This window comes from Streptomyces sp. NPDC005303, from assembly GCF_040607335.1.
Classification (GTDB): Bacteria; Actinomycetota; Actinomycetes; order Streptomycetales; family Streptomycetaceae; genus Streptomyces.
This window is the reverse complement of record NZ_JBEXGM010000005.1, coordinates 96,622-119,655: the sequence shown is the minus strand read 5'-3', so window position 1 is coordinate 119,655 and position 23,034 is coordinate 96,622. Positions and strand designations below refer to the sequence as shown.

25 protein-coding genes and 1 pseudogene are annotated in these 23,034 nt (G+C 71.4%); 12 read left to right on the top strand and 14 right to left on the bottom strand.

The window, feature by feature from the left end; translation table 11 throughout:
- Nucleotides 1-54: 54 nt before the first annotated feature.
- Both ABZT93_RS10375 and ABZT93_RS10370 read left to right on the top strand, forming a co-directional pair.
- On the top strand, nt 55-723 hold the full coding sequence (locus ABZT93_RS10375; protein ID WP_356101752.1) for a DUF4232 domain-containing protein: 669 nt from the start codon (nt 55-57) through the stop codon (nt 721-723).
- A gap of 88 nt (nt 724-811) precedes the next feature.
- A complete protein-coding gene (locus ABZT93_RS10370) occupies nt 812-2,068 on the top strand; it encodes an SLC13 family permease (protein WP_356102213.1) in 1,257 nt (418 codons plus the stop codon).
- Between the two features lie 6 nt (nt 2,069-2,074).
- Here ABZT93_RS10370 and ABZT93_RS10365 read toward each other — a convergent pair whose 3' ends face one another.
- The gene (locus ABZT93_RS10365) at nt 2,075-4,027 is read right to left on the bottom strand and encodes an RICIN domain-containing protein (protein WP_356101748.1); all 1,953 of its coding nucleotides are present in this window, start codon (nt 4,025-4,027) and stop codon (nt 2,075-2,077) included.
- A gap of 368 nt (nt 4,028-4,395) precedes the next feature.
- The gene (locus tag ABZT93_RS10360) at nt 4,396-5,319 is read right to left on the bottom strand and encodes a helix-turn-helix domain-containing protein (protein ID WP_356101745.1); all 924 of its coding nucleotides are present in this window, start codon (nt 5,317-5,319) and stop codon (nt 4,396-4,398) included.
- 79 nt (nt 5,320-5,398) lie between these two features.
- Between ABZT93_RS10360 and ABZT93_RS10355 the strand changes: the two genes are divergently transcribed.
- Nucleotides 5,399-6,199, top strand: coding sequence for a phytanoyl-CoA dioxygenase family protein (locus tag ABZT93_RS10355; protein ID WP_356101744.1), 801 nt, complete (start codon nt 5,399-5,401; stop codon nt 6,197-6,199).
- A 27-nt stretch (nt 6,200-6,226) separates the two neighbouring features.
- On the opposite strand, the gene ABZT93_RS10350 is transcribed toward ABZT93_RS10355, so the two are convergent.
- The 3 genes and pseudogenes from ABZT93_RS10350 to ABZT93_RS10340 all read right to left on the bottom strand — a co-directional run bounded on the left by ABZT93_RS10350 (nt 6,227) and on the right by ABZT93_RS10340 (nt 8,284).
- On the bottom strand, nt 6,227-7,198 hold the full coding sequence (locus tag ABZT93_RS10350; protein WP_356102210.1) for an aldo/keto reductase: 972 nt from the start codon (nt 7,196-7,198) through the stop codon (nt 6,227-6,229).
- Nucleotides 7,199-7,318: 120 nt separating this feature from the next.
- Nucleotides 7,319-7,816: pseudogene (locus ABZT93_RS10345) on the bottom strand (flavoprotein); the annotation flags it as partial.
- A 9-nt stretch (nt 7,817-7,825) separates the two neighbouring features.
- Nucleotides 7,826-8,284 (bottom strand): nuclear transport factor 2 family protein, encoded by a 459-nt coding sequence (locus ABZT93_RS10340; protein WP_356101741.1) that lies wholly within the window; start codon nt 8,282-8,284, stop codon nt 7,826-7,828.
- A gap of 95 nt (nt 8,285-8,379) precedes the next feature.
- Between ABZT93_RS10340 and ABZT93_RS10335 the strand changes: the two genes are divergently transcribed.
- Entirely contained in the window at nt 8,380-8,931 is a 552-nt protein-coding gene (locus ABZT93_RS10335) for a TetR/AcrR family transcriptional regulator (protein WP_356101738.1), read from the top strand.
- Nucleotides 8,932-9,480: 549 nt separating this feature from the next.
- Here ABZT93_RS10335 and ABZT93_RS10330 read toward each other — a convergent pair.
- Both ABZT93_RS10330 and ABZT93_RS10325 read right to left on the bottom strand, forming a co-directional pair.
- The gene (locus ABZT93_RS10330; protein WP_356102207.1) at nt 9,481-9,678 is read right to left on the bottom strand and encodes a ferredoxin; all 198 of its coding nucleotides are present in this window, start codon (nt 9,676-9,678) and stop codon (nt 9,481-9,483) included.
- Nucleotides 9,679-9,696: 18 nt separating this feature from the next.
- Nucleotides 9,697-10,896: a cytochrome P450 gene (locus ABZT93_RS10325; RefSeq protein WP_356101734.1), complete on the bottom strand. Its 1,200-nt coding sequence runs from the start codon at nt 10,894-10,896 to the stop codon at nt 9,697-9,699.
- A 567-nt stretch (nt 10,897-11,463) separates the two neighbouring features.
- On the opposite strand from ABZT93_RS10325, the gene ABZT93_RS10320 reads away from it, so the two are divergent.
- Nucleotides 11,464-11,913 (top strand): nitroreductase family deazaflavin-dependent oxidoreductase, encoded by a 450-nt coding sequence (locus ABZT93_RS10320; RefSeq protein ID WP_356101732.1) that lies wholly within the window; start codon nt 11,464-11,466, stop codon nt 11,911-11,913.
- A 63-nt stretch (nt 11,914-11,976) separates the two neighbouring features.
- Here ABZT93_RS10320 and ABZT93_RS10315 read toward each other — a convergent pair whose 3' ends face one another.
- Nucleotides 11,977-12,948, bottom strand: a complete 972-nt coding sequence (locus ABZT93_RS10315) for a cation diffusion facilitator family transporter (RefSeq protein WP_356101729.1) — start codon at nt 12,946-12,948, stop codon at nt 11,977-11,979.
- Nucleotides 12,949-13,043: 95 nt separating this feature from the next.
- On the opposite strand from ABZT93_RS10315, the gene ABZT93_RS10310 reads away from it, so the two are divergent.
- Both ABZT93_RS10310 and ABZT93_RS10305 read left to right on the top strand, forming a co-directional pair.
- Nucleotides 13,044-14,081: a glutathione S-transferase C-terminal domain-containing protein gene (locus ABZT93_RS10310; protein ID WP_356101726.1), complete on the top strand. Its 1,038-nt coding sequence runs from the start codon at nt 13,044-13,046 to the stop codon at nt 14,079-14,081.
- A 1-nt stretch (nt 14,082) separates the two neighbouring features.
- Entirely contained in the window at nt 14,083-14,379 is a 297-nt protein-coding gene (locus ABZT93_RS10305; protein WP_356101723.1) for a DUF4235 domain-containing protein, read from the top strand.
- A 1-nt stretch (nt 14,380) separates the two neighbouring features.
- Here ABZT93_RS10305 and ABZT93_RS10300 read toward each other — a convergent pair whose 3' ends face one another.
- Both ABZT93_RS10300 and ABZT93_RS10295 read right to left on the bottom strand, forming a co-directional pair.
- Entirely contained in the window at nt 14,381-14,773 is a 393-nt protein-coding gene (locus ABZT93_RS10300; protein WP_356101720.1) for a VOC family protein, read from the bottom strand.
- A 78-nt stretch (nt 14,774-14,851) separates the two neighbouring features.
- The gene (locus ABZT93_RS10295) at nt 14,852-15,319 is read right to left on the bottom strand and encodes a pyridoxamine 5'-phosphate oxidase family protein (RefSeq protein ID WP_356101717.1); all 468 of its coding nucleotides are present in this window, start codon (nt 15,317-15,319) and stop codon (nt 14,852-14,854) included.
- A gap of 215 nt (nt 15,320-15,534) precedes the next feature.
- Here ABZT93_RS10295 and ABZT93_RS10290 point away from each other — a divergent pair, with 215 nt between their 5' ends.
- Both ABZT93_RS10290 and ABZT93_RS10285 read left to right on the top strand, forming a co-directional pair.
- On the top strand, nt 15,535-15,897 hold the full coding sequence (locus tag ABZT93_RS10290; RefSeq protein ID WP_356101714.1) for a DUF1304 domain-containing protein: 363 nt from the start codon (nt 15,535-15,537) through the stop codon (nt 15,895-15,897).
- Nucleotides 15,894-16,457, top strand: a complete 564-nt coding sequence (locus ABZT93_RS10285; protein WP_356101711.1) for a TetR/AcrR family transcriptional regulator — start codon at nt 15,894-15,896, stop codon at nt 16,455-16,457. Before ABZT93_RS10290 ends, ABZT93_RS10285 begins: the two co-directional genes overlap by 4 nt.
- A gap of 7 nt (nt 16,458-16,464) precedes the next feature.
- Here the strand turns inward: ABZT93_RS10285 and ABZT93_RS10280 are convergent, their stop codons facing one another.
- Nucleotides 16,465-17,301 (bottom strand): hypothetical protein, encoded by an 837-nt coding sequence (locus ABZT93_RS10280; RefSeq protein WP_356101709.1) that lies wholly within the window; start codon nt 17,299-17,301, stop codon nt 16,465-16,467.
- 61 nt (nt 17,302-17,362) lie between these two features.
- Complete coding sequence (locus ABZT93_RS10275) at nt 17,363-18,331, bottom strand: helix-turn-helix domain-containing protein (RefSeq protein ID WP_356101706.1); 969 nt, start codon at nt 18,329-18,331, stop codon at nt 17,363-17,365.
- A gap of 71 nt (nt 18,332-18,402) precedes the next feature.
- Here ABZT93_RS10275 and ABZT93_RS10270 point away from each other — a divergent pair, with 71 nt between their 5' ends.
- Nucleotides 18,403-19,353 carry an NADP-dependent oxidoreductase gene (locus tag ABZT93_RS10270; protein ID WP_356101702.1) on the top strand — a complete coding sequence of 317 codons (951 nt, stop codon included), beginning with the start codon at nt 18,403-18,405 and terminating at the stop codon, nt 19,351-19,353.
- A 4-nt stretch (nt 19,354-19,357) separates the two neighbouring features.
- Here the strand turns inward: ABZT93_RS10270 and ABZT93_RS10265 are convergent, their stop codons facing one another.
- Nucleotides 19,358-20,464 (bottom strand): NAD(P)-dependent alcohol dehydrogenase, encoded by a 1,107-nt coding sequence (locus ABZT93_RS10265; protein WP_356101699.1) that lies wholly within the window; start codon nt 20,462-20,464, stop codon nt 19,358-19,360.
- A gap of 23 nt (nt 20,465-20,487) precedes the next feature.
- Complete coding sequence (locus ABZT93_RS10260; RefSeq protein WP_356101696.1) at nt 20,488-21,942, bottom strand: aldehyde dehydrogenase family protein; 1,455 nt, start codon at nt 21,940-21,942, stop codon at nt 20,488-20,490.
- 103 nt (nt 21,943-22,045) lie between these two features.
- On the opposite strand from ABZT93_RS10260, the gene ABZT93_RS10255 reads away from it, so the two are divergent.
- Both ABZT93_RS10255 and ABZT93_RS10250 read left to right on the top strand, forming a co-directional pair.
- The gene (locus ABZT93_RS10255; protein ID WP_356101693.1) at nt 22,046-22,483 is read left to right on the top strand and encodes a MarR family transcriptional regulator; all 438 of its coding nucleotides are present in this window, start codon (nt 22,046-22,048) and stop codon (nt 22,481-22,483) included.
- Nucleotides 22,484-22,651: 168 nt separating this feature from the next.
- A complete protein-coding gene (locus tag ABZT93_RS10250) occupies nt 22,652-23,032 on the top strand; it encodes an anti-sigma factor antagonist (RefSeq protein ID WP_356101691.1) in 381 nt (126 codons plus the stop codon).
- Nucleotides 23,033-23,034: the final 2 nt, after the last annotated feature.

Here is a 23,034-nt window from a genome sequence, read left to right as displayed (position 1 = left end):
GACGGGGCATGCGCGGTACGCGCGCGTGCGTGGAATCTCCGGGAGTGTGGAGACATGACGAACAGGTTCCTGGGTGTGCGGCGGGCGGTACTGCTCGCGAGTTCGGTCGCGATGCTCGGCCTGCTGGCGGGCTGCGGCGACGGCGGCTCCGAGGGCACGGCGAGCGCCCCGCCCTCGGAGTCCGGCACGACGGCTCCCACGACCGTCACCACGACACCGTCCGACTCCGGCACGGCCGGTGGGGTGCCGACCGACGCGGTGAGCAACTCCCTCACCCCGAGTGCCCCGCCCTCCCCGGTCGGCGGCACCCGCTGCCACACCTCCGAGCTGAGCGCCTCCGTCGGCCGTAACGACCCGGGCGCCGGGCAGGAGAACTTCCCGGTCGTGCTGACGAACCGGTCGAGCCGCACCTGCACCCTGTACGGCTATCCGGGCATCGCCTTCGTGGACGCCTCCGGCAAGCAGCTGGGCCCGGACCCCCAGCGCTCCGCCACCGGGCCCGAGACCGTGAAGCTGGCGCCCGGCCGGAGCGCGTGGGCCGGGATGTCCTTCGCGAACCCCGAGGTCAGCGGGGCGGCCACGGCCACTCCTGCCGCCCTTGTGGTGACCCCGCCGGATGAGAAGGACCCGCTGAAGGTGGCGTGGAAATCCGGAAAGGTCCCGGTGTCCGGCAACGAGTCGTCGGTGCGGCTCATCCCCTTCAGCCCCGGCACCGGGGCCTGAGCGGTCGCGGTCGGGGTATAGGCAGGTTTCTTACTTCCGCCTGGTTTCATGACCGGGCACGACCTGCTCACGTCCCGAAGGATTCGCCCTGAACACCCCGCTCGCCGAAGCCCTGTCCGTCTCTCTGCTCGTCGCCGTTCTCGTGTGGGCGGTCCTGCGCCCCTTCGGCTGGCCGGAGGCCGTGGTCGCGGTCCCGGCTGCCGCGCTCGCGGTCGTGACCGGGGCTATCTCCCCGGAACACGCGTGGGCGGAGGCCGAGCGGCTGGGGCCGGTGGTCGGATTCCTGGCCGCGGTGCTGGTGCTCGCCCACTTCTGTGACGTCGAGGGGCTGTTCCAGGCCTGCGGCGCCTGGCTGGCGCGGCGGTCGGCCGGCTCCCCGGGGCGGCTGCTGACCGGCGTGTTCGGGCTGGCCTCGGTGATCACGGCGGTGCTCAGTCTGGACGCCACCGTGGTGCTGCTGACGCCGGTGGTGCTGGTCACCGCGTCCCGGATGGGGGCCCGTGCGAAGCCGCACGTCTACGCGTGCGCGCATCTGTCGAACACGGCCTCGCTGCTGCTGCCGGTGTCGAACCTCACCAACCTGCTGGCCTTCGAGGCGAGCGGGGTGAGCTTCACCAGGTTCGCGCTGCTGATGACGCTGCCCTGGCTGGCGGCGATCGCCGTCGAGTACGTGGTGTTCCGGCGCTTCTTCGAGGCCGACCTCACCCTCGTCGACCACTCCCCGGAGCATGCTGAGGAGCCCGCGCTGCCGCTGTTCGCACTGGTCACCGTCGGCTGCACACTGGCCGGGTTCGTGGTGGCCTCCGCGTTCGGCGTCGACCCGGCCTGGGTCGCGTGCGCGGGGGCGCTGGTGCTGGCGGGCCGCGCGCTCGTCCGGAAGAAGGCCACCCCCGCCTCGGTGGTGCGCTCGGCGGCGCCGGCCTTCCTGGCGTTCGTGCTCGCCCTCGGCATCGTGGTGCGCGCGGTCGTCGACAACGGGCTCGCCGACGCCCTGCGGCACGTCCTGCCCGGCGGGACGGGGATCGTCGCCCTGCTGGGGATCGCCGCGCTGGCCGCCGTACTGGCGAACCTGATCAACAACCTGCCCGCGGTCCTGGTCCTGCTGCCGCTCACCGCCGCGGCCGGGCCCGGCGCGGTCCTCGCGGTGCTGCTCGGGGTGAACATCGGCCCGAACCTCACTTACGCCGGGTCGCTGGCCACGCTGCTGTGGCGGCGCATCCTGCACCGGCACGACCACGAGGTCGGGCTCGGGGAGTTCACCCGGCTCGGCCTGCTGACCGTACCGGCCGCGCTCGCCGCCGCGGTGGTGGCCCTGTGGGGTTCGCTTCAGCTCGTCGGGGCCTGAGCGGGGTCAGCGCCCGCCGCCGTAGCCACCGCCTCCGTAGCCGCCGCCGTAGCCGTAACCACCGCCGTACCCGTAGCCGCCGCCGTAGCCACCGCCGTACCCGGCGCCGGATCCGCCGCCGTTCTGGCCGCCCCAGGAGCAGTAGTACGGGTTGGTGGAGCAGTTGTCGCCGGGAGACGGGCTGCTCGGCGGTGTGGGCGTGGGCATCGGTGTGGCGGACGCCTTCGGGGTCGGTGCGGGTGTCCTGGAGGGCGCGGGGGCGGACTTCGGGGTCGGCTTGGGGCTGCTGTCCGCGTCCCAGTTGACCGCCTCCATCTGGGGGTCGGTCTTCGAGGTGTCGAAGACCCAGCGCTGGGCGGGGCCGTCGTCGCGGTTCTTCAGGACCAGGGCGCCGGATCCGTCGGTGGCCGCGGGAGTCAGAGCCAGGTCCTGGTTCCAGCGCGGTACGAGCGTGCCCTGAAGGGTGAAGTCGTAGCGGACGTTCTTGGCGTCGGGCGCGGCGGCGCCCGTGCAGGTCGCCAGGCGCACCGAGAAGCCGAGGTGGGAGTCCAGGCACAGGTCGGGGTCGGCGGCGCTGCGCAGCAGTCCGTCGGTCTCGTAGGTCCACTGCTGGCCCTCGGCCCCGGAGCACTTGGCGAGTTCGGTCTCGGCTCCCTCAGCGATCTTCTTGCCGACGACACCGACGCACAGTCCGGACTCGACGTTGTGCAGGCGACCGCGCAGGTCGCCCTGGCGCGCCTCGTTCGACCCGGAGTACGACGGGTCGCTGGTCGAGGAGGCCGTGTCGGTGCCGGGCGCCTCGGAGGGGGCGGCCCCGGCGGGGCCGTTGTCGTCCGAGCGGAACGAGGACCACATGACCAGGGGAAGCACAACAAGTCCGCTCACGGTCAGGACAGCCGCGGTGAGGTTGCGGCGGGAGGTGCGGCGGGCGGCTTTGTGGGCCGAGCGGCGGGAGGCGGAGCGCGTACGGGCGCGGGAGCCGGGAGCCGCGGGCGCCGCGCCGGCGGGTCCAGAAGCGGCGGGCGCGCCCTGGCCCGGGGCGGTGAAGGGCATCGGAGCACCGAATGCCTCACCCACGAACGGCCGTTCCGGCGCGTGCTGTTGGGCCTCGCGTGCCGCTTCCGGGTCGTCGACGCTCAGCCGTGACTGCACATAGGCGGCGGCACCCCAGCCGAGCACGGCCTCGGCGAGTGCCAGGCCGAGCTGGCCGTTGAACTGGTGCAGTTGGTCGGCGGTGTGCATGCAGTGCCGGCACCGCTCCAGGTGCTCGCGCAGATCGGGGTCGAGTTCGACACCGCCGCGCCGGTAGGTCACGTCGAGCAGTCGCAGATAGTGCCGGCACTCCTGCTCGGGGGCGAGTTCGCGGTGGACCTGGAGGCACTCCTCGCGCAACCGCTCGCGGGCCCGGCGGAGTTCGACGCGGGCGTCCTCCTCGTCCAGGCCGAGCAGGGCCGCGGGGACGCCGATCGGCTCGGCCTCGACCTCGGTGTGCCACAGCAGGCAGCGGGCGGACTGCTGCAGGCGCTGGAAGGCACCGGACAGCAGACGCCGCTCGGCGGGGGGCAGCAGGCGGGCCGCGGCTCGGTCGCCGCCCGCCTCGCTTCTCAGCGCGGGGTGCAGCATCTCCCGGCGGCCGTCGGCGTCCCACTCGGCCGCGATCCGGCGGACGGTGACGAGCAGATGGGGCCGCCATGCGGAGGTCGGCCCGGTGTGCCGCAGGGATTCGCCGAAGAGACGGGTGAACGCGGCCGTGGTGAGCATGCCCGCGGGGCGGGGGCCGTCGGTGCACAGCCGCGCGTAGGCGAAGGCGGCTTCCCAGTGCCGGTCGAGGAGTTCACCGACGGGCTGCAGGGCCGGCGTCGTGCCGCTCCACTTCTTGAGCTCGGCGCTCAGCTGCTCGTCCGTGACGTCGTACGGGCGAACGGGAGACGGGGAATTCGACAGGCCTGCGTCTTTCACGGCGGCATTTCCTCCCGAGGGCATGCTGCATTGCTTAAAGTCCATACCAATGGGTGCGTCCGCCTGGGACAGCTCTTTTGAAGCATGAAGGGCGTACGGAGCGGGTCAAGAGCACACAGGGGAAATGTGCATTGTCTGTGTGCCGACAAGACACACTTTTGCACAGGTCAGGGACGTCCAACAAGTGATCTCCCGGTTTTCCGCATCCCGTTCGCCCAGTATAGATAGACGATTCGTCAACACCGACACTCCGGGGAATGCCGCTCTCCTCATTCCGTAATTGGAAACAGGATCCAGTTAACTCCGCGAAGGGATCCAGGAAACCATTGAACCTCCACTACACAGCGCGTCCGGGCGGCACCATGATGTCATGTCCCAACCATTGGGCCCGCGGCCCGGTAGGCGCCGGGCGGTGTGCCGTAGCGGTCACGGAAGACACGGTTGAAGTGGAAGGGGCTGGCGAAGCCGGAGGCGGCGGCGACGCGTTCCACGGACAGGTCGGTGCTCTCCAGGAGCCGGGCGGCGTGCCGCAGCCGGGCCTCGCGCAGCGCCCTCATGGGTGGGTGGCCCAGCTGCTGGGTGAAGAGGTGGGCGAACCGGGACGGTGACAGCGAGACCTCGGCGGCGAGCGACCGGACCGTGTGCGGGGCGCCGGGATCGGCCGCGATCAGCTCCCGGGCACGCCGCACTCGCGGGTCCACGTCGGTCCCGGCCCGGCCCCGGCGTACGGTGCCGGCGGTGAGCAGGACGACCTCCTCCAGTGCGCACAGGGCGAGTTCACGGGCGGTGGTGCCGTGGGCCACGGCGACGGCGACCCGGTCGTCCTGCGGAGCCTCGGGAGGGGTGCCGGTGCGGGGCCGGCGGGCGTCGGCGAGCATCCGGCGAAAGGCCGCCTCGACGCGGGCGTGCGGTCCGCCCCCTGCGGGGTCCGCGGGGACGACGTACATGCCGTCTCCCCTGCCGTGCGGCCCCAGCCAGGTGGCCCAGGACGATCTGGCTCCGCAGTGCGCCCACCAGAACTCCCAGCGCGCGGCGCCCCGTTCGACGCCGTAGCGGTGCGGGGCGCCGGGGGCGAGCACCACCAGGTCCCCGGCGCTCGCGGCGGTCTCGGTCCGTCCCTGGCTCAGGCTGCCCCGGCCGCCCACGGTCCAGGTGAACAGCCAGCTGTCGGCGCCGCGCGGCCGATGGACGGCGTAGCCCGGGAGTTCGTCGTAGCGGCCGACGACCACGAGGCCCGGCGGCGGTCCGGGGTCACCGGACGCAGCGGTCTCGGGCAATCCGTCGGCGGTCACGGGCATCCTCCTCGCACGGGCTGCGGCCTAGCGTGACGAGTGGAACACATGGGAACAGGGACGACCAGGGAGGGGCCGTATGACCGTCACGGGTATCGAGACAGGGGTCCGGCAGTTCCAGGAGGACGGCTTCATGGTCGTCCGCGGACTGTTCGCACGCGACGAGATCGACTCGTTGTGCGGGCAGTTCACGGCGCTGCACGCGGGCGGGCCGGTACCGGGGCACTTCGAACCGGGTGCGCCGAGCGAGTCGACGGACCCGCTGCGCAGGTATCCGCGTGTGATGCAGCCGCACGAGATCAACGAGCTCGCGCTGCGGTTCCTGCTGGACGCCCGACTGCGGGAGGTGCTGGAGACCCTGCTCGGAGAGGAGGTCCTGGCCGCGCAGAGCATGTTCTACTTCAAGCCGCCGGGGGCGCGGGGGCAGGCGCTGCACCAGGACAACTTCTATCTGCGCGTCGAGCCGGGCACCTGTGTCGCGGCCTGGGTGGCCTGCGACGAGATCGACCGGGACAACGGCGGTCTCGAGGTCGTCCCCGGCACGCACCGGATGGACCTGTTCTGCCCCGAACTCGCGGACTCCGAGGTGTCGTTCGCGCGGGAGTACGTGGCACCGCCGCCCGGGCTCGCCGCGACTCCCGTCGACATGGCGCCGGGGGATGTCCTGTTCTTCAACGGCAGCCTGGTGCACGGGTCGCAGCCCAACCGTACGGCCGACCGGTTCCGGCGGTCGTTCATCGGGCACTACGTGGGGGCTTCCACGGAGCGGATCGGGCACTACTACCGGACACTGTCGATGAGCGGTGCGCGGGTGCCGTTGCCGGAGAGCGAGGGGGCGGGTCCGTGCGGTACGGAGTTCGCACCGCACGGACCGCACTAGTCGGCCCGGTTCCGGCAGTGACCGAACTCAGCTGTGACCGACGACGGGGCGGGCCGTGTACGGCCCCTCCAGCTCCTCGATCTCCTTGTCGCTGAGCTCCAGTTCGACCGCCGCCACCGCGTCCTCGATGTGGTGCGGCTTGCCCGCGCCCACGATCGGGGCCGCCACCGTGTCCTGCGCCAGCAGCCAGGCCAGGGCCACCTGGGCGCGGGGAACACCCCGCTCGACGGCGATGCGGGTGACGGTCTCGACGATGGTGCGGTCGCCCTCCTGGTACAGACGGCTGCCGAAGTCGTCGGCGGAGCTGCGGTCGGTGACCGTGCCCCAGTCCCGGGTCAGGCGGCCGCGGGCCAGCGGGCTCCACGGCAGGGCGCTGACGCCCTGGTCGGCGCAGAGCGGCAGCATCTCGCGCTCCTCCTCGCGGTAGAGGAGGTTGTAGTGGTTCTGCATGGACACGAACGTGGTCCAGCCGTGCCGCTCGGCCGTGTACTGCATCTTGGAGAACTGCCAGGCGTACATCGAACTGGCCCCGAGATAGCGCACCTTGCCCGCCTTCACCAGGTCGTGCAGCGCCTCCATCGTCTCCTCGACCGGGGTGTGCGGGTCGAAGCGGTGGATCTGGTACAGGTCGACGTAGTCGGTGCCCAGGCGCCTGAGGCTGTGGTCGATCTCCGTCATGATCGCCTTGCGGGACAGCCCGGCGGCGTTCTGCCCGGAGCGCATCCGGCCGTGCACCTTGGTCGCGAGCACGATCTCGTCGCGGTTCGCGAAGTCCGCGAGGGCCTTGCCGACGATCTCCTCACTGGTGCCGTCGGAGTAGACGTTCGCGGTGTCGAAGAAGTTGATCCCGGCGTCCAGCGCCTGCCGTATCAGGGGCCGCGACGCCTCCTCGTCGAGGGTCCACTCGTGCACGCCGCGGTCCGGCAGGCCGTAGGACATGCAGCCCAGACAGATCCGCGAGACGTCCAGGCCCGTCGAACCGAGCTTCACGTACTGCATCGTTGCTGCTCCTGCCTTCGAGAGGGGTCCGAAGGGGAGCCTACGATTCAGGTGCGTCCGGTGTCCCCGAGTCGGAGACCCGCGTTCACAGTCTCTTCGCCTCGACCAGATCCAACGCCCGCTCCGCTCCCACCCGAACTCCTCGTCCTCGGCACCCTCGTAGGGGTGTCCGAACCGCACTCCCATCCCCCGCAGCCGGATCAGGCTGTCCTGGTACGCGGGATGAGCGGCGAGGTCGTCGGAGACACAGGGCAGGACACCGACCGGGACGCCCCGGCCGACCACCTCGCACAGCGTGCCCACGGCGAGGGTGTCGGCCATGCCGGCCGCCCACTTGTTGATCGTGTTGAAGGTGGCCGGGGCGACGACGACCGCGTCCGGGTCCGGGAGGGGCCGCGGGTCTCCCGGGCGGCGCCACGCGGAGCGGATCGGGTAGCCGGTCTGCGCCTCCACGGCGGCCGTGTCGAAGAAGCCGTTCATGGCGGTCGGCGAGGCGATGACGCCCACGTGCCACTCCCGCTCCTGGGCGGCGGTGATCAGCTTGCCGACGCCCGCCGCGATGCCCGCGGCGCAGACGACGACGTACAAGAAGGGCGGTATCTCGTCCTGTTCGGTCACGCCGGAACCCTACTGAAGCGGGAAGGACTGACCCCGTTCGCTCTCGGGCCGCGGTCCGTGGATCCGGCGCTTCTGCTCCTCGATGGGCACGTCGTTGATGCTCGCCTCGCGCCGGGTCATCAGTCCGTGCTCGTCGAACTCCCACAGCTCGTTGCCGTACGAGCGCCACCACTGCCCCTGGGCGTCCTGGCACTCGTACTGGAAACGCACCGCGATGCGGTTGCCGTCGAACGCCCACAGGTCCTTGCGCAGCGCGTACTCCCGCTCGCGCGCCCACTTCGCGGCGAGGAACTCGACGATCTCGGCGCGGCCGGTGACGAAGGTGCCGCGGTTGCGCCACACGGAGTCCTCCGAGTAGGCGAGGGCCACGCGCTGCGGATCGCGGGTGTTCCAGGCGTCCTCGGCGGCCTGCACCTTCTGGGCGGCGCTCTCGCGGGTGAAGGGCGGCAGGGGCGGGCGGTCGGTCATGGCTTCCTCCAGGGGCGGCGGCGGGAGAACGTGCGTTCTCCGCGGGACTGCTAACGTAGGAGAACGCCCGTTCTCACGTCAAGGAGTGGTCGTCCATGGACAGCGCAGTGGCCCGTGACCGGGTGCTGGACGCCGCCGAGGAGCTGTTCTACGGGCGGGGCATCCAGTCCGTCGGCATGGACGAGATACGGGGCGCGTCCGGGGTCTCGCTCAAGCGGCTCTACCAGCTGTTCCCGGCCAAGGAGCAGCTGGTGGAGGCATACCTGGAGCGGCGGGACGGGCGATGGCGGGGCCGGCTGGCCGAGTTCGTGGAACTCCGGTCGGCTCCCGAGGATCGGATCCTCGCGGTCTTCGACTGGCTGGGGGAATGGTTCGGCGAGGAGGGCTTCCGCGGATGCGCGTGGATCAACTCCTACGGCGAACTGGGCGCGACCTCGGACCGGGTGGCGGCCCAGGTACGGGCGCACAAGAGGGCGTTCGGGGACTACCTCGCCGCCCTCGTGGCCGCGGCGGGGCGGCCCGCGGCGCTGGCCGGCTCGCTCTTCCTGCTCGCCGAGGGGGCCATGGTGACGGCGGGGATCACGCGGAGCACCCGCCCTGCCGCCGAGGCGCGCGAGGCGGCCCGGCTCCTGCTGGACTCCCGCTGAGGTGAGCCGGCGGCGACCGGCACGACTTCGCCACGGGCCTTCGCGAGTCCCCCTCCGTCTCCTCCAGACCCGCCGGGGTGAGCTCGGCAGCCCGGCATCGGCAGGTGGTGGCTGCCTTTCTGGCCGCGGGGCGGGGCGGTGATCCGGGCAGCAGAGGGCTGGACGTACTGGCGCCGGAGGTGGCGCGCGCGGCGGACCGACCCGGCCGTGCTGCCACCCGGGGCCGGTGGAGCTGCGGGGGCTCCCGGGCCGGGGCCGAGGGGACCGACCGTGGCACTGCGCGGACGGTCCCGGTTCGCGCTCGTCGCCCCGGCCGCCGGGGACATCGGCCTCGCCGTCGACCCCGGCGGGGGTCGCGCTCACCGTCTTGGTCGAGGCGCCCAGTTTCGCGGTCGTCGCCCTCGCCGCCCCGGGACATCGGCCTCGCCGTCGCCCCGGGCGGGGCTCGCGCTCACCGTCTGGGTCGAGGGCGGACGGATCGGATCACTTCGTACACCGCGGTCGCCGAGCGGGAACCGTCGCGGCGGGTGCTCGGGTCGCCTCGCCGGGTCAGCTCGCCGTTTCCGACACGGTGATGGCGGCGACGGGACAGGCCCGGGCGGCCTCCCGGACCATGGGGTCGCCGCCGTCCTCCCTGCCGGGCAGGAGGGTGCTGAAGCCGTCGTCGTCCTGGGTGAAGACACTCGGGGCGGCCAGGACGCACTGTCCCGCCCCGATGCAGACGTCCTTGTCGATGTCGATGTCCATGTGCATCGTCGGAGCCTCTTACCAGGTCACGGGGAGTTCCAGCATCCCCCGGATCGTGTCGCCGGGTTTGAAGGGGATCTCCTCGGCGGGGGCGGCGAGGCGCAGGGTGGGCAACCGGTCGAAGAGGGTGCGCAGGGCGATCTCCAGTTCGGCGCGGGCGAGGTTCTGGCCCAGGCACTGGTGGATGCCGAAGCCGAACGCGATGTGGTGCCGGGCGGGCCGGTGCCAGTCGAGGGTGTCCGGGTCGGCGTAGACGTCCTCGTCGCGGTTGACGACCGAGGTCGAGAAGACGACCCCCTCGCCCGCACGGATCGTCGTCCCGGCCACCTCGATGTCCTCCAGGGCCATCCGCAGCAGTCCGTCGGCGATGGACAGCATGCGCATGAGTTCCTCGACCGCGTCCGGGATCAGCGCGGGGTCGGTGCGCAACTCGGCCAGTCGGTCGGGGTGCCGGAGGAGGGTGAAGGTACCGAGGGAGATCATGTTGGCGGTGGTCTCGTGGCCGGCGACCAGCAGGATGATCGCCAGGGCGATGAGCTCCGTACGGTCCAGCTCCCCGTGCCGGAGCTGCCGGTGGACGAGTTCGTCGAGTACGCCCTCACCGGGCTCCGGCTGCTTCTCTTTGCGGTCGATCAGTTCGTCGAAGTACTCCTCGAGCTGGTCGCGGGCGTCCACGACGTCGTCGGCCGTGGGGCCGCGCAGCAGTCGCCGGGACTGTCCTTCGAAGAAGTCGTGGTCGGTGTAGGGCACGCCGAGCAGGACGCAGATCACGGTCGAGGGGACCGGCAGGGCGAACGCGCTCACCAGCTCGGCGGGCGGACCCTGGGCGATCATCGCGTCGAGGCGTTCGTCGACGATCTCCTGGATGCGGGGGCGGAGTTCGGCGGCCCGGCGGAGTGTGAAGCTGGGGACCATCATGCGCCGCTGGACACGGTGTTCGGGGTCGTCGACGCCCAGCAGTGCCGTCCTCCGCTTCTTGATTGCCGCGAAGCGTGCCGTGGGCGCGGGGAAGCCGTCCCGGGTGCGGTCGGTGGACAGCCTGGGGTCGGCGAGCAGGGCGCGAGCGGTGCCGTGTCCGGTGACCAGCCAGGCCGGACGACCGTCGAAGAGGCTGATCCTGGACAGCGGGCGGTCGGCGCGCAGGGGGTCGTAGCCGGTGGGCGGGTGGTAGGGGCAGGTCCGGTCCTGGGGGAAGGCGACGGGTTCCGTTTCCGTCATGGAAGACCTCGCAGACGAAGGGTGCGTCGTGCAGATCTTCATTAGATGCTCAGGGCATCTATAGGGCGACGAGAAGTTCGGCCAGATCGGTGGCGGGGACAATCTGGCCGGAGATCGTCGCCGTGGGGAGGGAAAGCGGAGGGCGTCCCTTCGCGGCGGGGCGGCCGTACCTCGGTAGCTCGGCTGCGGCGGTCCGTCGGCCCACCTCGGTATCCCGCCATGCCGCGCTCGGACGGGGTACGCCCCGGTGGCCGTGATCGGGCGGTTCAGCCGTCGCCGTGAGGCCGGAGGCAGGCCTGCCTCGCGACGATCACGGCGTCGGCCGTGCGGGGGTGGTGGCGGCCTGAACGCGCGGATACCGAGAAACCGTCCTCCTACACGCGGTGACGGGTCATCCGTCCGTCCCCGACGGTCAGGTGGAGGGCGAACCTGGAGCGGTGGCGCCGTCCCTCGGCCGCGGCGGTCTGCGGGGTGCCGCCCGGGGAACTCGGACGGGATGATTCCCGTTCAGGACAGTGTTGACGTCCGTGCGGGAGCCCGGTAGCAGACAGCGAGGAGACGGAAACCATGCCTCTTGAGGGCGAGTACGAGCCCAGCCCGACCCAGTGGGTGCGTGAGCAGGTGGAGTTGTACGAGAGCTCCGGCGGCACCAAGGGGAACACGCTCATGGACACGGGGATGCCGGTCATCGTGCTGACGACCCGTGGCGCGAAGAGCGGCAGCATCCGCAAGACACCGTTGATGCGGGTCGAGCACGACGGGCGTTACGCGGTGGTCGCCTCACTGGGCGGTGCCCCCAAGCACCCGGTCTGGTACCACAACGTCAAGGCCGACCCCCATGTCGAGCTCCAGGACGGCTCGGTCAAGCGGGACTTCACCGCCCGCGAGATCACCGGCGCGGAGAAGGACGAGTGGTGGGAGCGTGCTGTCGCGGCCTACCCGCCGTACGCCGACTACCAGAAGAAGACCGACCGAGTGATCCCGGTCTTCGTCCTGGAGCCCGTCGACGGGGACTGAACACCCTCGGAAAAAACTCCCGGCCGAAGACGCATGAACCGACTTCGGCCGGGCATCCGAGCCTCAGGCCCCGCCGCGTTCCCCCGTCGCGGCGGGGCTTTCTCGTGCCTCCTCGGCCGGCCGGTCGGTCACATCGAGGAAGATCTGGTCCGCCTCGGCCACGGTCCGGGAGACGGACCGCTTGATGCGTACGGCGACCTCCTCGACCCGCTCGCTGTCCAGGCCGGGTACCAGGTCCACCCGGGCGGCCACCAGGACCGAGTCCAGCCCCATCTTCATGGTGAACAGCGCCTCCACGCTGTCGATCTCGGGCTGCGCGTCCAGCACTGCCCGGATCTTGGCGTCGGACTCCGGGTCGGCGGCCTCGCCGATCAGCTGCCCCTTGGCCTCGCGTCCCAGCCGGTAGGCCACGTAGACCAGCAGCACACCGATGGCCAGGGAGGCGGACGCCTCCCACACCACCTGCCCGGTGACCATGTGCAGAGCCATGCCGACCATGGCCAGGGTCACGCCGAGCACCGCCGTGCCGTCCTCGGCGACGACCGTGCGCAGGGCCGGGTCGCGCATGCCCTGGGCCGCCCCGCCCTGCTTGTGCACCTGGTGCAGCGCCCGCAGCAGCGAGATCCCCTCAGCGAGGAAGGCCACGCCCAGCACGATCAGGCCGGCCACATAACCGCTGAGCTCCTCCTCTGCGCCGTTGCGGAGCGCCTCGACCCCCTGGAAGACGGAGAAGCAGCCGCCCATCACGAAGATCCCGACGGCCGCGATCAGCGACCAGAAGAACCGCTCCTTGCCGTAGCCGAAAGGATGGCGCCGGTCGGCAGGGCGGCGGCTGCGGCGCAGCGCGGCCAGCAGGAAGACCTCGTTGAGGCTGTCCGCGACGGAGTGCGCCGCTTCCGACAGCAGCGCGGGCGAGCCCGCGAGGAGGCCGCCGACGGCCTTGGCGACCGCGATCACGAGGTTCGCCGCTAGTGCCACCAGTACGGTGACGCGTGTTTTCCGGTCCGCTTGGTCGTTCGTCGATGTCCCGCTCACCCACGCCGACTGCCCGTCTCCGGGGCACTCACACCGTGCCGATTCCCGAAAACGGGGAACGCGTCCACCAGGACAGTCGTCAGACAGGAGGAACCATGGGCAGCGCCGACGACGGCAACAGCGCGCTCGGCCACAAGGCGTTCAAGCGGTCCAAGAGCCATTTCGCGGACCGGGTGACCGCCGACGGCCGGGACGGCTGGCCGGTGGAGGCCGGCCGCTACCGCCTGGTGGTCAGCCGCGCGTGTCCCTGGGCGAGCCGGGCGGTGATCTCGCGACGGCTGCTCGGCCTGGAGGACGCGCTCTCCATGGCGATCACGGACCCGATCCAGGACGACCGAAGCTGGCGCTTCACCCTGGACCCGGACGGCCGCGACCCGGTGCTCGGCATCCGCTACCTCAGCGAGGCCTACGACAAGCGGGAGCGCGACTATCCGGGCGGGGTGAGCGTGCCCGCGCTCGTGGACGTTCCGAGCGGGAAGCTCGTCACCAACGACTACCAGCAGCTCACCCTCGACCTCGCCACCGAGTGGACGGCTCTGCACCGGGACGGGGCGCCCGATCTGTATCCGCGGGCGCTGCGCGACGAGATCGACACCGTGATGGCGGACATCTACGAGGACGTCAACAACGGTGTGTACCGGGCGGGTTTCGCCGCGAGCCAGGAGGAGTACGAGGAGGCGTGCGCGGGTGTGTTCCGCCGACTCGATCTGCTGACCCCGCGGCTGGCCCGGCAGCGGTATCTCGTCGGGGACACCCTCACCGAGGCGGACATCCGGCTGTTCACCACACTGGTGCGTTTCGACGCCGTCTATCACGGTCACTTCAAGTGCAACCGCTGGAAGCTGGCGGAGAACGAGGTGCTGTGGGCGTACGCCCGCGACCTCCATCAGACGCCGGGCTTCGGTGACACCGTCGACTTCGACCACATCAAGCGGCACTACTACCAGGTGCACGCCGGCATCAACCCGACCGGCATCGTGCCGCTCGGGCCCGACCTGGCGGGCTGGCTGACGCCGCATCACCGTGAGGAGCTCGGCGGCCGTCCGTTCGGCGACGGGACCCCGCCGGGGCCGGTGCCGACGGCCGAGGCGGTCCCGGCGCACCACCGACCCACCACTGACCAAGGAGACTGACGTGGCAAAGAAGAAGAAGCTGCCCCTCGCCTACAAGCCCCTCGGCTTCGTACTGGGGTGGACGAGCGGAACGGTGGCGGGACTGGCCTTCCAGAAGACCTGGAAGGCGATCCGGCACGAGGACAACGCGCCCGACGCCCTGGACCGTGACCGCGGCTGGGGAGAGATCCTGCTGGCCGCGGCGGTCCAGGGCGCCATTTTCGCCGTGGTGCGCAGCGCGGTGGACCGCGCGGGCGCCACAGCCATCGAACGCTCCACTGGAGTCTGGCCGTCCGACGAGAAGGGCGGCCGCGACTGACTCAGCCCTGCTTGGGCGCGGTCGGGGTGACCAGACGAAGGGTGAAGGAGTGTCCGGCGGGGTCGGAGTACCCGCGTTCCTCGAACGGCCCCGCCGCGTCCTTCGTCTCCAGTGGGCGCCCGCCGAGCTCCACCACCTTGCGCTCGACCTCGTCCAGGTCCGCCACCACGAAGTCGATGTGGGCCTGGAGGGAGTTCTCGGGACGGGGCCAGCTCGGCGGTGTGGCGTTCACGTCACGGCGGAACGCCAGCCGGAAGCCGTCCGCTCCCCTGATCTCCACGCGGTTCGCGGTCGCGTCGGTCTCCTCGGCCGCCAGCAACTCCTTGTAGAACACGGCGAGTTTCTCGGGCTCGGCACAGTCGAGCACCACAACCCCCGCTTTCACCAGTGCCATGTCTCCTCCGAAGGGTTCGGCCAGGGGGCGTCGGCGCCCAGCGGCCCGGTACCTTGCGGATATCCCCGCACGGCCGATTCAGTCGGCGACCAGCCACCGTCCGTCCCGCATCAGCTCACGTCCCGTGAGTTCGTTCTCCTCCCGCCAGGCCTGCACGCGCTGCGGGTTGACGCGGAAGTACAGGTAGGGCGTGGTGAGTCCGCGAGGGTCGAAGCCGGTGACGGAGGCGAACCGGTCGCCCTCCTCCTGACTCAACTCGGCCTGGGTGACGGTCTCCACGCTCCCCTCGATCATCACGACGTCCCGGGTGGGCCCGAGGCCGAGGCGGACTCTGCCGGTCGACCTCAGGTTCCGGCCGGTGGGGCTGGTGGCCGGGGTGGCGAGGAGGATCGTGGAGCCGTCCCAGAGGAACGAGAGCGGGACGAGATAGGGCACCCCCGAGCCGTCGTCCGGGGCCGTGGCGACCCAGACGTCCTCGTCGTGCTCCAGTCGGTGCAGGGTGTCCTGCGTGCGCTGCTCGGCGGTGCGGGGCGGCTGCGGGGCCATCGGCGTGCGTCCTCCTGCTGGATCATCGACTGACGGGATCAGTCTGGCCGTTCGGACCCGTTTCCACGTCGGCCTTTCGGCCTGGGCCAAAACTCCAGCGCGGCCGACTTCACGGTCCCGCGGCCGTGGTTCCCCGTACTCAGGCGGCCTGACAGTGGACTTCCTGGACGTGTGTCCAGCTATAGTGGACACACGTCCAAGAAGTGGGGAAGCTGATGGAGATCCTGGCGAACGTGCTGGTCGGCCTGGTGGCGGCGCTACATGTGTACATCCTGGTGATGGAGATGTTCCTGTGGCAGAAGAAGCCGGGGATGTCCTTCCACGGGTTCGACCGGGAGATGGCCCGGGCCACCGCGCCGATGGCCGCGAACCAGGGGCTGTACAACGGGTTCCTCGCGGCGGGGCTGGTGTGGGGGCTCGTCGCGGGGGATCCGACCGGGTTCCGGGCGCAGGTGTTCTTCCTGGTGTGCGTGATCGTCGCCGGTGTCTACGGCGCGGTCACCGCCAACATCCGGATCCTCGCCGCGCAGGCCTTGCCCGGCGCGCTCGCCCTGGCCGCCGTCCTCGTGGCGCAGTGACCCGCCCCGCACCCGAGGACCCGCGGGCGGCGCGCACCCGGGCGCGGCTGCGGGAGGCACTGCTCGCGGAGTGCGCCGAGCGGCCCCTGGAGGACGTCGGCGTGGCCGCGCTGGTGCGGCGGGCCGGGGTCGGCCGCGCCACCTTCTACGTGCACTACGACGGCCTGGAGGCGCTCGCCGTCGACGCCTGCGCGGACGTCGTACGGGACGCCGTGGAGGCGCTGCACGCCTGGCGCGGGCGGCCCGACCCGGTGCACGCGCCGCCGGCGCTCGCGGAGTTCTTCGCCTCGCTCACCCCGCACGCCGCCCTGTACCGGTCCCTGCTCGGCCCGGGCGGCGGCGGGCCGTTGGGCAGGGTGCTGCACCGGGATCTGCGGGCCTACAGCCTGCGGGAGCGGGAGCTCGCGGGTGCGGCCGACGCCCCCCTGGTCGCCTCCGCGGTCGCCGCCACCTTCGCCGGTGTCCTCGCCGACTGGCTGCACGGCCTCCTCGACGCCACCGCAGCCGAAATCGCCGACCAGGTCTGGCAGTTGCTGGTCGCCCTGCACGCCAGCCGGTGAACCGCACTCATGTGCAGGCCATGTGGCCCTTGAGCAGGGGCCAGGCCTCCACGCCGTCACGGGTGCGCACGTACGCCGAGCGCCGGCCGTCCGTCAGCCACAACTCCTGGTCCCCGTACCGGTATCCGGTGTCGTTCGCCGTCGCCGGCAGGGCGACCGAGCCGTCGTACGCGGTGGTGAGCATGCCGGGTTCGAGCAGGCCCTCCGGGTCACGGGCGTACGTACGCCCGCCGAGGTCGAGGAAGCGCACCTCGCCCCAGCCGCAGTGGTCGTCCCCCGCGCCGCTGCTCACCTCGGTGGTCGGGACCCGCTCGCCCGCCCGGTCGGTCCAGATCTCGTAGCCGTGGGAGGCGGTCCACTGGGCCGGGAGTTCGGACGGGTCGCAGGACGCGCTGGTCTCCGGGCCCCAACCGGGCCTGCCCTTCTGGTCCTTGGCGACCACGACGGCCACCTTGGTCCGGCCGTCGACGTCGTAGGAGTACAGCACGCGGTCCGCCTCCCGGCGCTCCACCCGGTAGCCGGAGCGGGGGTCGCCCGGGTCGAACAGGTCGAAGTACAGCGCCAGTCCCTCCTCCGGGCTGTCCCCGCCGTCGTCCTCGCTCCAGCCGTCGGGGCCGTTGCCGTTGGAGATCTCCCCGGCGCACTCCAGGGCCCGGCCGGCAGCGCCCGAGACGAGCCGCAGCGCCCGCGGTGAGTGCTCGTCCAGCTCCTTCGTGGGGACGTCCATCGGACCGTCGTAGGCCGTGGCCGGTGCGGTGCCCTCGACGACCACGCCCTCCCCGGACTCGCACCCCACGACCGTCATGGCCACGGCCGCGAGCACCGCCCACAGCGCTCTGCGCATTCCCGCCCCCTGTGCACCGTCCGCCCTCATGGTCCTTCGACGCCTCGCAGGCCGGGAACGTTCAGCGCGCCGCCGTCTGGAACGTGCGCCGGTACACCTGCGGTGACACCCCGATCGCCGCGTGCAGGTGCTGTCGCAGGGACGCGCCCGTGGCGAAGCCGACCCGGCCCGCGATCTGGTCGACCGACAGGTCGCTGGACTCCAGGAGGTGCCGGGCCCGCGCCACGCGCTGCTGGATCAGCCAGCGGCCGGGGCTCATGCCGACCTCGTCGTTGAAGCGGCGGGCGAAGGTGCGCAGGCTCATCCGGGCGTGGGCGGCCAGGTCGCCCAGGGTCAGCGGCTCGTCGAGGCGTTCCAGCGCCCAGGCGCGGGTCCCTGCCGTGCTCGCGGCGCCCTGTTCGGGGATCGGCTGCTCGATGTACTGGGCCTGGCCGCCGTCCCGGAACGGCGGGACCACACAGCGGCGGGCGACGGAGTTGGCGAGTTCGCTGCCGTGGTCCTTGCGGACGAGGTGCAGGCAGATGTCCACGCCGGAGGCGGCTCCGGCGGAGGTGAGGATGCGGCCGTCGTCGACGAAGAGCACATCCGGGTCGAGGTCGACGTGCGGGTACGTGATCCGGAACAGGTCCGCGAGCTGCCAGTGGGTGGTCGCCCTGCCGCCTTCCAGGAGACCGGCGGCGGCGAGGACGAAGGCGCCGGTGCAGATGGAGACGATCCGGGCGTCCGGGCGGATGAACGTGAGTGCCGTGCGCACCTCCTCCGGGAGCTGGAGGGTCATCCGCTCCGCCGAGACGGGCGCGATCACCACGGTGTCGGCCGTGGCGAGGATCTCGGGCCCGTGCTCGACACCGATGGTGAAGTCGGCGTTGCTGCTCACCGGCCGCCCGTCCACGCTGCAGGTCAGTACCTCGTACCGGCCGTCGGCGGCGCCGAGGATCCGGCTGGGGATGCCCAGCTCGAAGGGGTACACGCCGTCCAGGGCCAGCACCACGACCCGCTCGGCCCGCCCGGTCTCATCCGCGTCTCGCATGGCACGATCCTATCGAAGCTTGGCAATCATGCCATTTCCCGGAGGGGCGGGGCCGGGCAGGCTGGACGACCATGAGCACTGTGAACACCATGCGAGCCATCAGCCAGGACACCCTCGGCGGTCCCGAGGTCCTCAAGGAGATCGAGGTCGAGCGTCCCGCGCCGCGACCGAACCAGGTGCTGGTCCGGGTGCGGGCGGCCGGCCTGAACCCGACCGACTGGAAGCACCGCGCCACCGGGGGCTTCCTCGGCGAGCCGCCGTTCGTCCTCGGCTGGGACGTCTCCGGCGTGGTCGAGGCGGTCGGTATCGGCGTCGCCACCTTCAAGCCCGGTGACGAGGTGTTCGGCATGCTGCCGTACCCCTACGGTCACGGTGCGCACGCCGAGTACGTCATCGCGCCGGTGCGGGCTCTCACGCACAAGCCGGCGTCGATCGACCACGTCCAGGCGGGCGCGCTGCCCCTGGTGTCGCTGACCGCCTGGCAGGCGCTGGTCGAGAACGCCGAACTGCGGCCGGGACAGCGGGTGTTGATCCACGCGGCGGCCGGCGGGGTGGGTCATGTGGCCGTGCAGATCGCCAAGGCGCGGGGCGCGTACGTGATCGGCACCGCGAGCGCGGGCAAGCACGACTTCCTGCGCGAGCTGGGCGCGGACGAGGTGATCGACTACCGGGAGACCGACTTCACCGAGGCGGTGAAGGACGTCGACGTGGTCCTGGACACGCTCGGCGGCGAGACGTCCGTGAAGTCGCTGCGGGTGCTGCGGCCGGGCGGGATCGTGGTGTCGATCCTGCCGGTCGGCTCGGACGAGTTCGACAAGGAGGCCGAGCGGCTCGGCGTCAGGGCCCTGCGGATGCTCGTGGACGCGGACCGCGCCGGGATGAACGCGATCGCGGACCTCGTGGAGAAGGGTGAGCTGCGGCCCACGATCGCGGGGACGTTCCCGCTGGCCGATGCCGCCGAGGCTCACAGGCTCGGCGACACCGGCCGCACGGCAGGCAAGCTGGTCCTGGTGGTCGACTGACCGCTCAGAACGTCAGCACGGGCTTGATCGCCTTGCCCGCGCCCATGTCCCGTACCGCCTGGTCGATGTCCGCGAACGGATAGGTGCTGATCAGGCGGTGCAGCGGCAGCCGCCCGTCCTTCACCAGACGGACCAGGGCGGGGATGAAGCTCTGCGTCTCGGCGTCACCGAGGGTGAGGCCTACGACCCGCTTGCCGCCGAGGAGGCCGTTGACGTCGAGGGAGACCTCGGTGCCGAACGGCGGGGCGCCGACGACGACCAGCGTGCCGCGCGCGGCGAGCGCATCGACGCCCTGGCGCAGGACGCTCACATTGCCCGTGGTCTCCACGATGCCGTCCGCGCCCTGCCCGCCGGTGATCACGGCGAGCGCCTCGCCGAGGTCCTCCTCGCCGGCGTCGACGGTGTGGGTGGCGCCCAACTCCTTCGCCAGTGCGAGGCGTTCGCCCACGCGGTCGACGGCGACGATCGTCGTGGCCGGGGTGAGGGCGGCGGCCATGACCGCGGACAGGCCGACGGCTCCGGCGCCGAGGACGACGATCGTGGCACCGGTGACCGGCTTCAGTACGTTCCACACGGCGCCGACGCCGGTCTGCACACCGCAGCCCAGCGGGGCGATGGACTCCAGCGGCACGTCCGGATCGACCTTGACGAGGCTGCGCTCGTCGACCAGGGCGCGCTCGGCGAAGGAGGACTGGCCGAAGAAGTGGCCGCCGAGCGGCTCACCGTCCCGGCTGATGGTGCTGGTGCCGTCGGCCCGCCGGCCGCCGATGAGGTTCAGCGGCAGCCAGGTGGCGCAGTAGGCGGGGTGACCGCCGTCGCAGTTGCGGCAGTCACCGCAGGAGGTGAAGGACAGTACGACGTGGTCGCCGGGAGCAACGCCGGTGACGGCGGACCCTACGGCCTCGACGACTCCGGCGCCCTCGTGCCCGAGGACTCCGGGCAGCGGGAAGGGCAGTCCGCCGCTCGCCACGCCGAGGTCGGTGTGGCACAGGCCGGTCGCGACCATACGGACGACCGCCTCGCGGGGTCCGGGCTCGTCGAGGGTGACGTCGGACAGCGTGAAGGGTGCGCCGCCGGACTCGACGACCGCGGCACGGGTGGTGAGGGACATCGCGGGAACTCCTTGGAAGACGCTCAGTCGAGCGAGACGACGACGGACTTGACCTTGGTGTAGGCGTCGAGCGCCTCGGGGCCGTACTCCCGGCCGTAGCCGGAGTCCTTGACCCCGCCAAAGGGAACCGCGGGGTCGAGCATCGCCCAGTCGTTGACCCAGACGATGCCCGCCTGGAGGCGGTCGGCGACCCGGTGCGCACGGGCGAGGTTGGTCGTCTGGACGCCCGAAGCCAGGCCGTACGGCGTGGAGTTGGCGAGCGCGACGGCCTCGTCCTCGGTGTCGAAGGGCTGCACGGTCAGGACCGGACCGAAGATCTCCTCCTGCACGACCCGGGAGTCGTTGGAGAGGTCGGCGATCACGGTGGGCTTGTAGTAGAAGCCGCCGTCGAGGTCGAGGCGCTCACCGCCGCAGACGATCCGGCCGCCCTCCTTGCGGGCCAGGTCGATGTACTCCTCGACCTTCTTCAGGTGCTTCTCCCCCGCCATCGGGCCGACGACGGTCCCGGGGTCGCGCGGGTCACCGACCGGGACGCCGGGCACGGCGTCGGCGAGGATCCCGAGCAGGGTGCTGTGGACCGAGCGGGCCACGAGCAGGCGCGGGCCGCCCATGCAGAACTGGCCGGTGTTGAAGACGAACGCCTTGATGATCGCGCCGACCGCCTTCTCCAGGTCGGCGTCCTCGAAGACGATGTTGGCCGCGTTGCCGCCGAGTTCCATGGTGACGGGCTTGAGGGCCTCACCCGCGGTGGCCGCCACGTGCCGGCCGATCGCGGTGGAGCCGGTGAAGGCGACCTTGTTCACCCCGCGGTGGCGCAGCAGGGCCTCGCCGGCCACCGGCCCGGTGCCGGTGACCACGTTCAGGACCCCGTCCGGGACGCCGGCCCGCTGGAGCAGTCCGGCCATGTAGAGGGCGCTGAGCGGGGTCTCGTCGGCCGGCTTGTGTACGACCGTGTTGCCGGCGGCGAGCGCGGGGCCGATCTTGGAACCGGCGAGGATCAGCGGGAAGTTGAAGGGGGTGATCGCGGCGACCACGCCGAGCGGCTCGCGCTTGGTGTACGCGAGGGCGTTCATGGGCGTGTTGCGGACCGAGCCGTCCAGGGAGTGGGCGAGGGCGGCGAAGTGCTCGTAGTCGTTGGCCGCGTTGGTCACGTCCACGGCGTGACAGAGGGAGATCGGCTTGCCGACGTCCAGGCTCTCCAACTGGGCCAGTTCGTCGGCGTTCTCGCGGATCAGCTCGGCGACCCGGTGCAGGATCCGGCCCCGCTCGCGACCGCTGAGGCCGGACCAGGCGCCGTTGTCGAAGGCCTCCCGGGCGGCGCGGACGGCGTCGTCCACATCGGTGGCGCCGGCCTCGGCGACCGTGGTGAGGACCGCGCCCCGGGACGGGTCGAGAACCTCGGTGCGCGCGCCGTCGGCGGCCTCGCGCCACTGGCCGCCCACAAACAGCCGTCCGGGTTCGATCTCGATGGAGGACATCGCCGCTCCTCAGCTTCGTCGCCAAGATTTCAACAAACAGGATTCCTGTTGGTTCGCAGTCTCTTTACAGACAGGTTTCCTGTCAATGCTCTAGCCTGAACCCATGCTCGACACACAGGTGACCAAGGCGCCCCCGTCACTCCTCTACATGGTGAAACAGGTGGAGCTCGTCGTCCGTTCCCACCTGGACGAGCTGGTCAGGCCGTCCGGGATCACCGCCCTGCAGTACACGGCCCTCACGGTCCTCGAGCGGCACGACGGACTGTCCGCCGCGCAGCTGGCCCGGGACTCCTTCGTCACCGCCCAGTCGATCGCCGACCTCGTGCGCTCCCTGGAGACCCGCGGACTGGTACGCCGGGAGCGCAATCCGAAGAACCGCCGCGAGCTGCTGATCCTGCTCACCGAGGAGGGGCGCGCGCTGCTCGCGCAGCACGAGGGGCCGGTGCGGGAGCTGGAGGAGCGGATGGTGCGGGACCTCACCGCGCACCAGACCGAGCAGCTGCGTCAAGCGCTGACCACGGCCTGGCACGCCCTGTCGTGAGCGGGGCGCGAGCCCCGCGTGAACCCGGCGCGAACCGACGGTCGCAATTCGAAGACATATGTCAATCGAACATGCTCAAATTCACTCCATCGAGGGTAACTTGCAGGGCGGGGCGGTGATTTGGACGCACCCCATGCCCCCAAGGAGCCGGTTGGAGGCGATGTCGTCGTGCAGCAGGAACCCGCGCCGCCGTCCCGGCATCTGCGCGTCCACGAGGACCGCGGTCACACCGTGCTGGAGTTCCGCGGGGAGATCGACATCGCCGCGACCGTCGAGCTCCTCCCCCAGCTGGACCGGTTCACCGGGCAGCCGGACGCACGGCTGGTGATCGACCTCCGTGCCGTGGAGTTCTTCGACTGCTCCGGGCTGCGGCTGCTGTACCGGGCCCGCTCGCGCGTGCTCGAAAACAACGGCACGCTGCTCCTGGTCTGCACCCACCCGCTCACCCTGCGGATCATCCGGGTGACCGGCCTGGCCCGGCTGCTGCCTCCGCAGCCGTCGCTGGACGCGGCCCTGGGCCAGCCCGAGACCACGTCCGAGACGTTATGACC

Excerpts from the sequence above, each read along its gene's own strand:
- ABZT93_RS10375 (WP_356101752.1), top strand. The coding sequence starts at position 55 with ATGACGAACAGGTTCCTGGGTGTGCGGCGGGCGGTACTGCTCGCGAGT.
- ABZT93_RS10355 (WP_356101744.1), top strand. The coding sequence starts at position 5,399 with ATGACCGTCACGGGTATCGAGACAGGGGTCCGGCAGTTCCAGGAGGAC.
- ABZT93_RS10350 (WP_356102210.1), bottom strand. The coding sequence starts at position 7,198 with ATGCAGTACGTGAAGCTCGGTTCGACGGGCCTGGACGTCTCGCGGATC.
- ABZT93_RS10340 (WP_356101741.1), bottom strand. The coding sequence starts at position 8,284 with ATGACCGACCGCCCGCCCCTGCCGCCCTTCACCCGCGAGAGCGCCGCC.
- ABZT93_RS10335 (WP_356101738.1), top strand. The coding sequence starts at position 8,380 with ATGGACAGCGCAGTGGCCCGTGACCGGGTGCTGGACGCCGCCGAGGAG.
- ABZT93_RS10330 (WP_356102207.1), bottom strand. The coding sequence starts at position 9,678 with ATGGACATCGACATCGACAAGGACGTCTGCATCGGGGCGGGACAGTGC.
- ABZT93_RS10325 (WP_356101734.1), bottom strand. The coding sequence starts at position 10,896 with ATGACGGAAACGGAACCCGTCGCCTTCCCCCAGGACCGGACCTGCCCC.
- ABZT93_RS10320 (WP_356101732.1), top strand. The coding sequence starts at position 11,464 with ATGCCTCTTGAGGGCGAGTACGAGCCCAGCCCGACCCAGTGGGTGCGT.
- ABZT93_RS10310 (WP_356101726.1), top strand. The coding sequence starts at position 13,044 with ATGGGCAGCGCCGACGACGGCAACAGCGCGCTCGGCCACAAGGCGTTC.
- ABZT93_RS10300 (WP_356101720.1), bottom strand. The coding sequence starts at position 14,773 with ATGGCACTGGTGAAAGCGGGGGTTGTGGTGCTCGACTGTGCCGAGCCC.
- ABZT93_RS10295 (WP_356101717.1), bottom strand. The coding sequence starts at position 15,319 with ATGGCCCCGCAGCCGCCCCGCACCGCCGAGCAGCGCACGCAGGACACC.
- ABZT93_RS10290 (WP_356101714.1), top strand. The coding sequence starts at position 15,535 with ATGGAGATCCTGGCGAACGTGCTGGTCGGCCTGGTGGCGGCGCTACAT.
- ABZT93_RS10280 (WP_356101709.1), bottom strand. The coding sequence starts at position 17,301 with ATGCGCAGAGCGCTGTGGGCGGTGCTCGCGGCCGTGGCCATGACGGTC.
- ABZT93_RS10275 (WP_356101706.1), bottom strand. The coding sequence starts at position 18,331 with ATGCGAGACGCGGATGAGACCGGGCGGGCCGAGCGGGTCGTGGTGCTG.
- ABZT93_RS10270 (WP_356101702.1), top strand. The coding sequence starts at position 18,403 with ATGAGCACTGTGAACACCATGCGAGCCATCAGCCAGGACACCCTCGGC.
- ABZT93_RS10265 (WP_356101699.1), bottom strand. The coding sequence starts at position 20,464 with ATGTCCCTCACCACCCGTGCCGCGGTCGTCGAGTCCGGCGGCGCACCC.
- ABZT93_RS10260 (WP_356101696.1), bottom strand. The coding sequence starts at position 21,942 with ATGTCCTCCATCGAGATCGAACCCGGACGGCTGTTTGTGGGCGGCCAG.
- ABZT93_RS10255 (WP_356101693.1), top strand. The coding sequence starts at position 22,046 with ATGCTCGACACACAGGTGACCAAGGCGCCCCCGTCACTCCTCTACATG.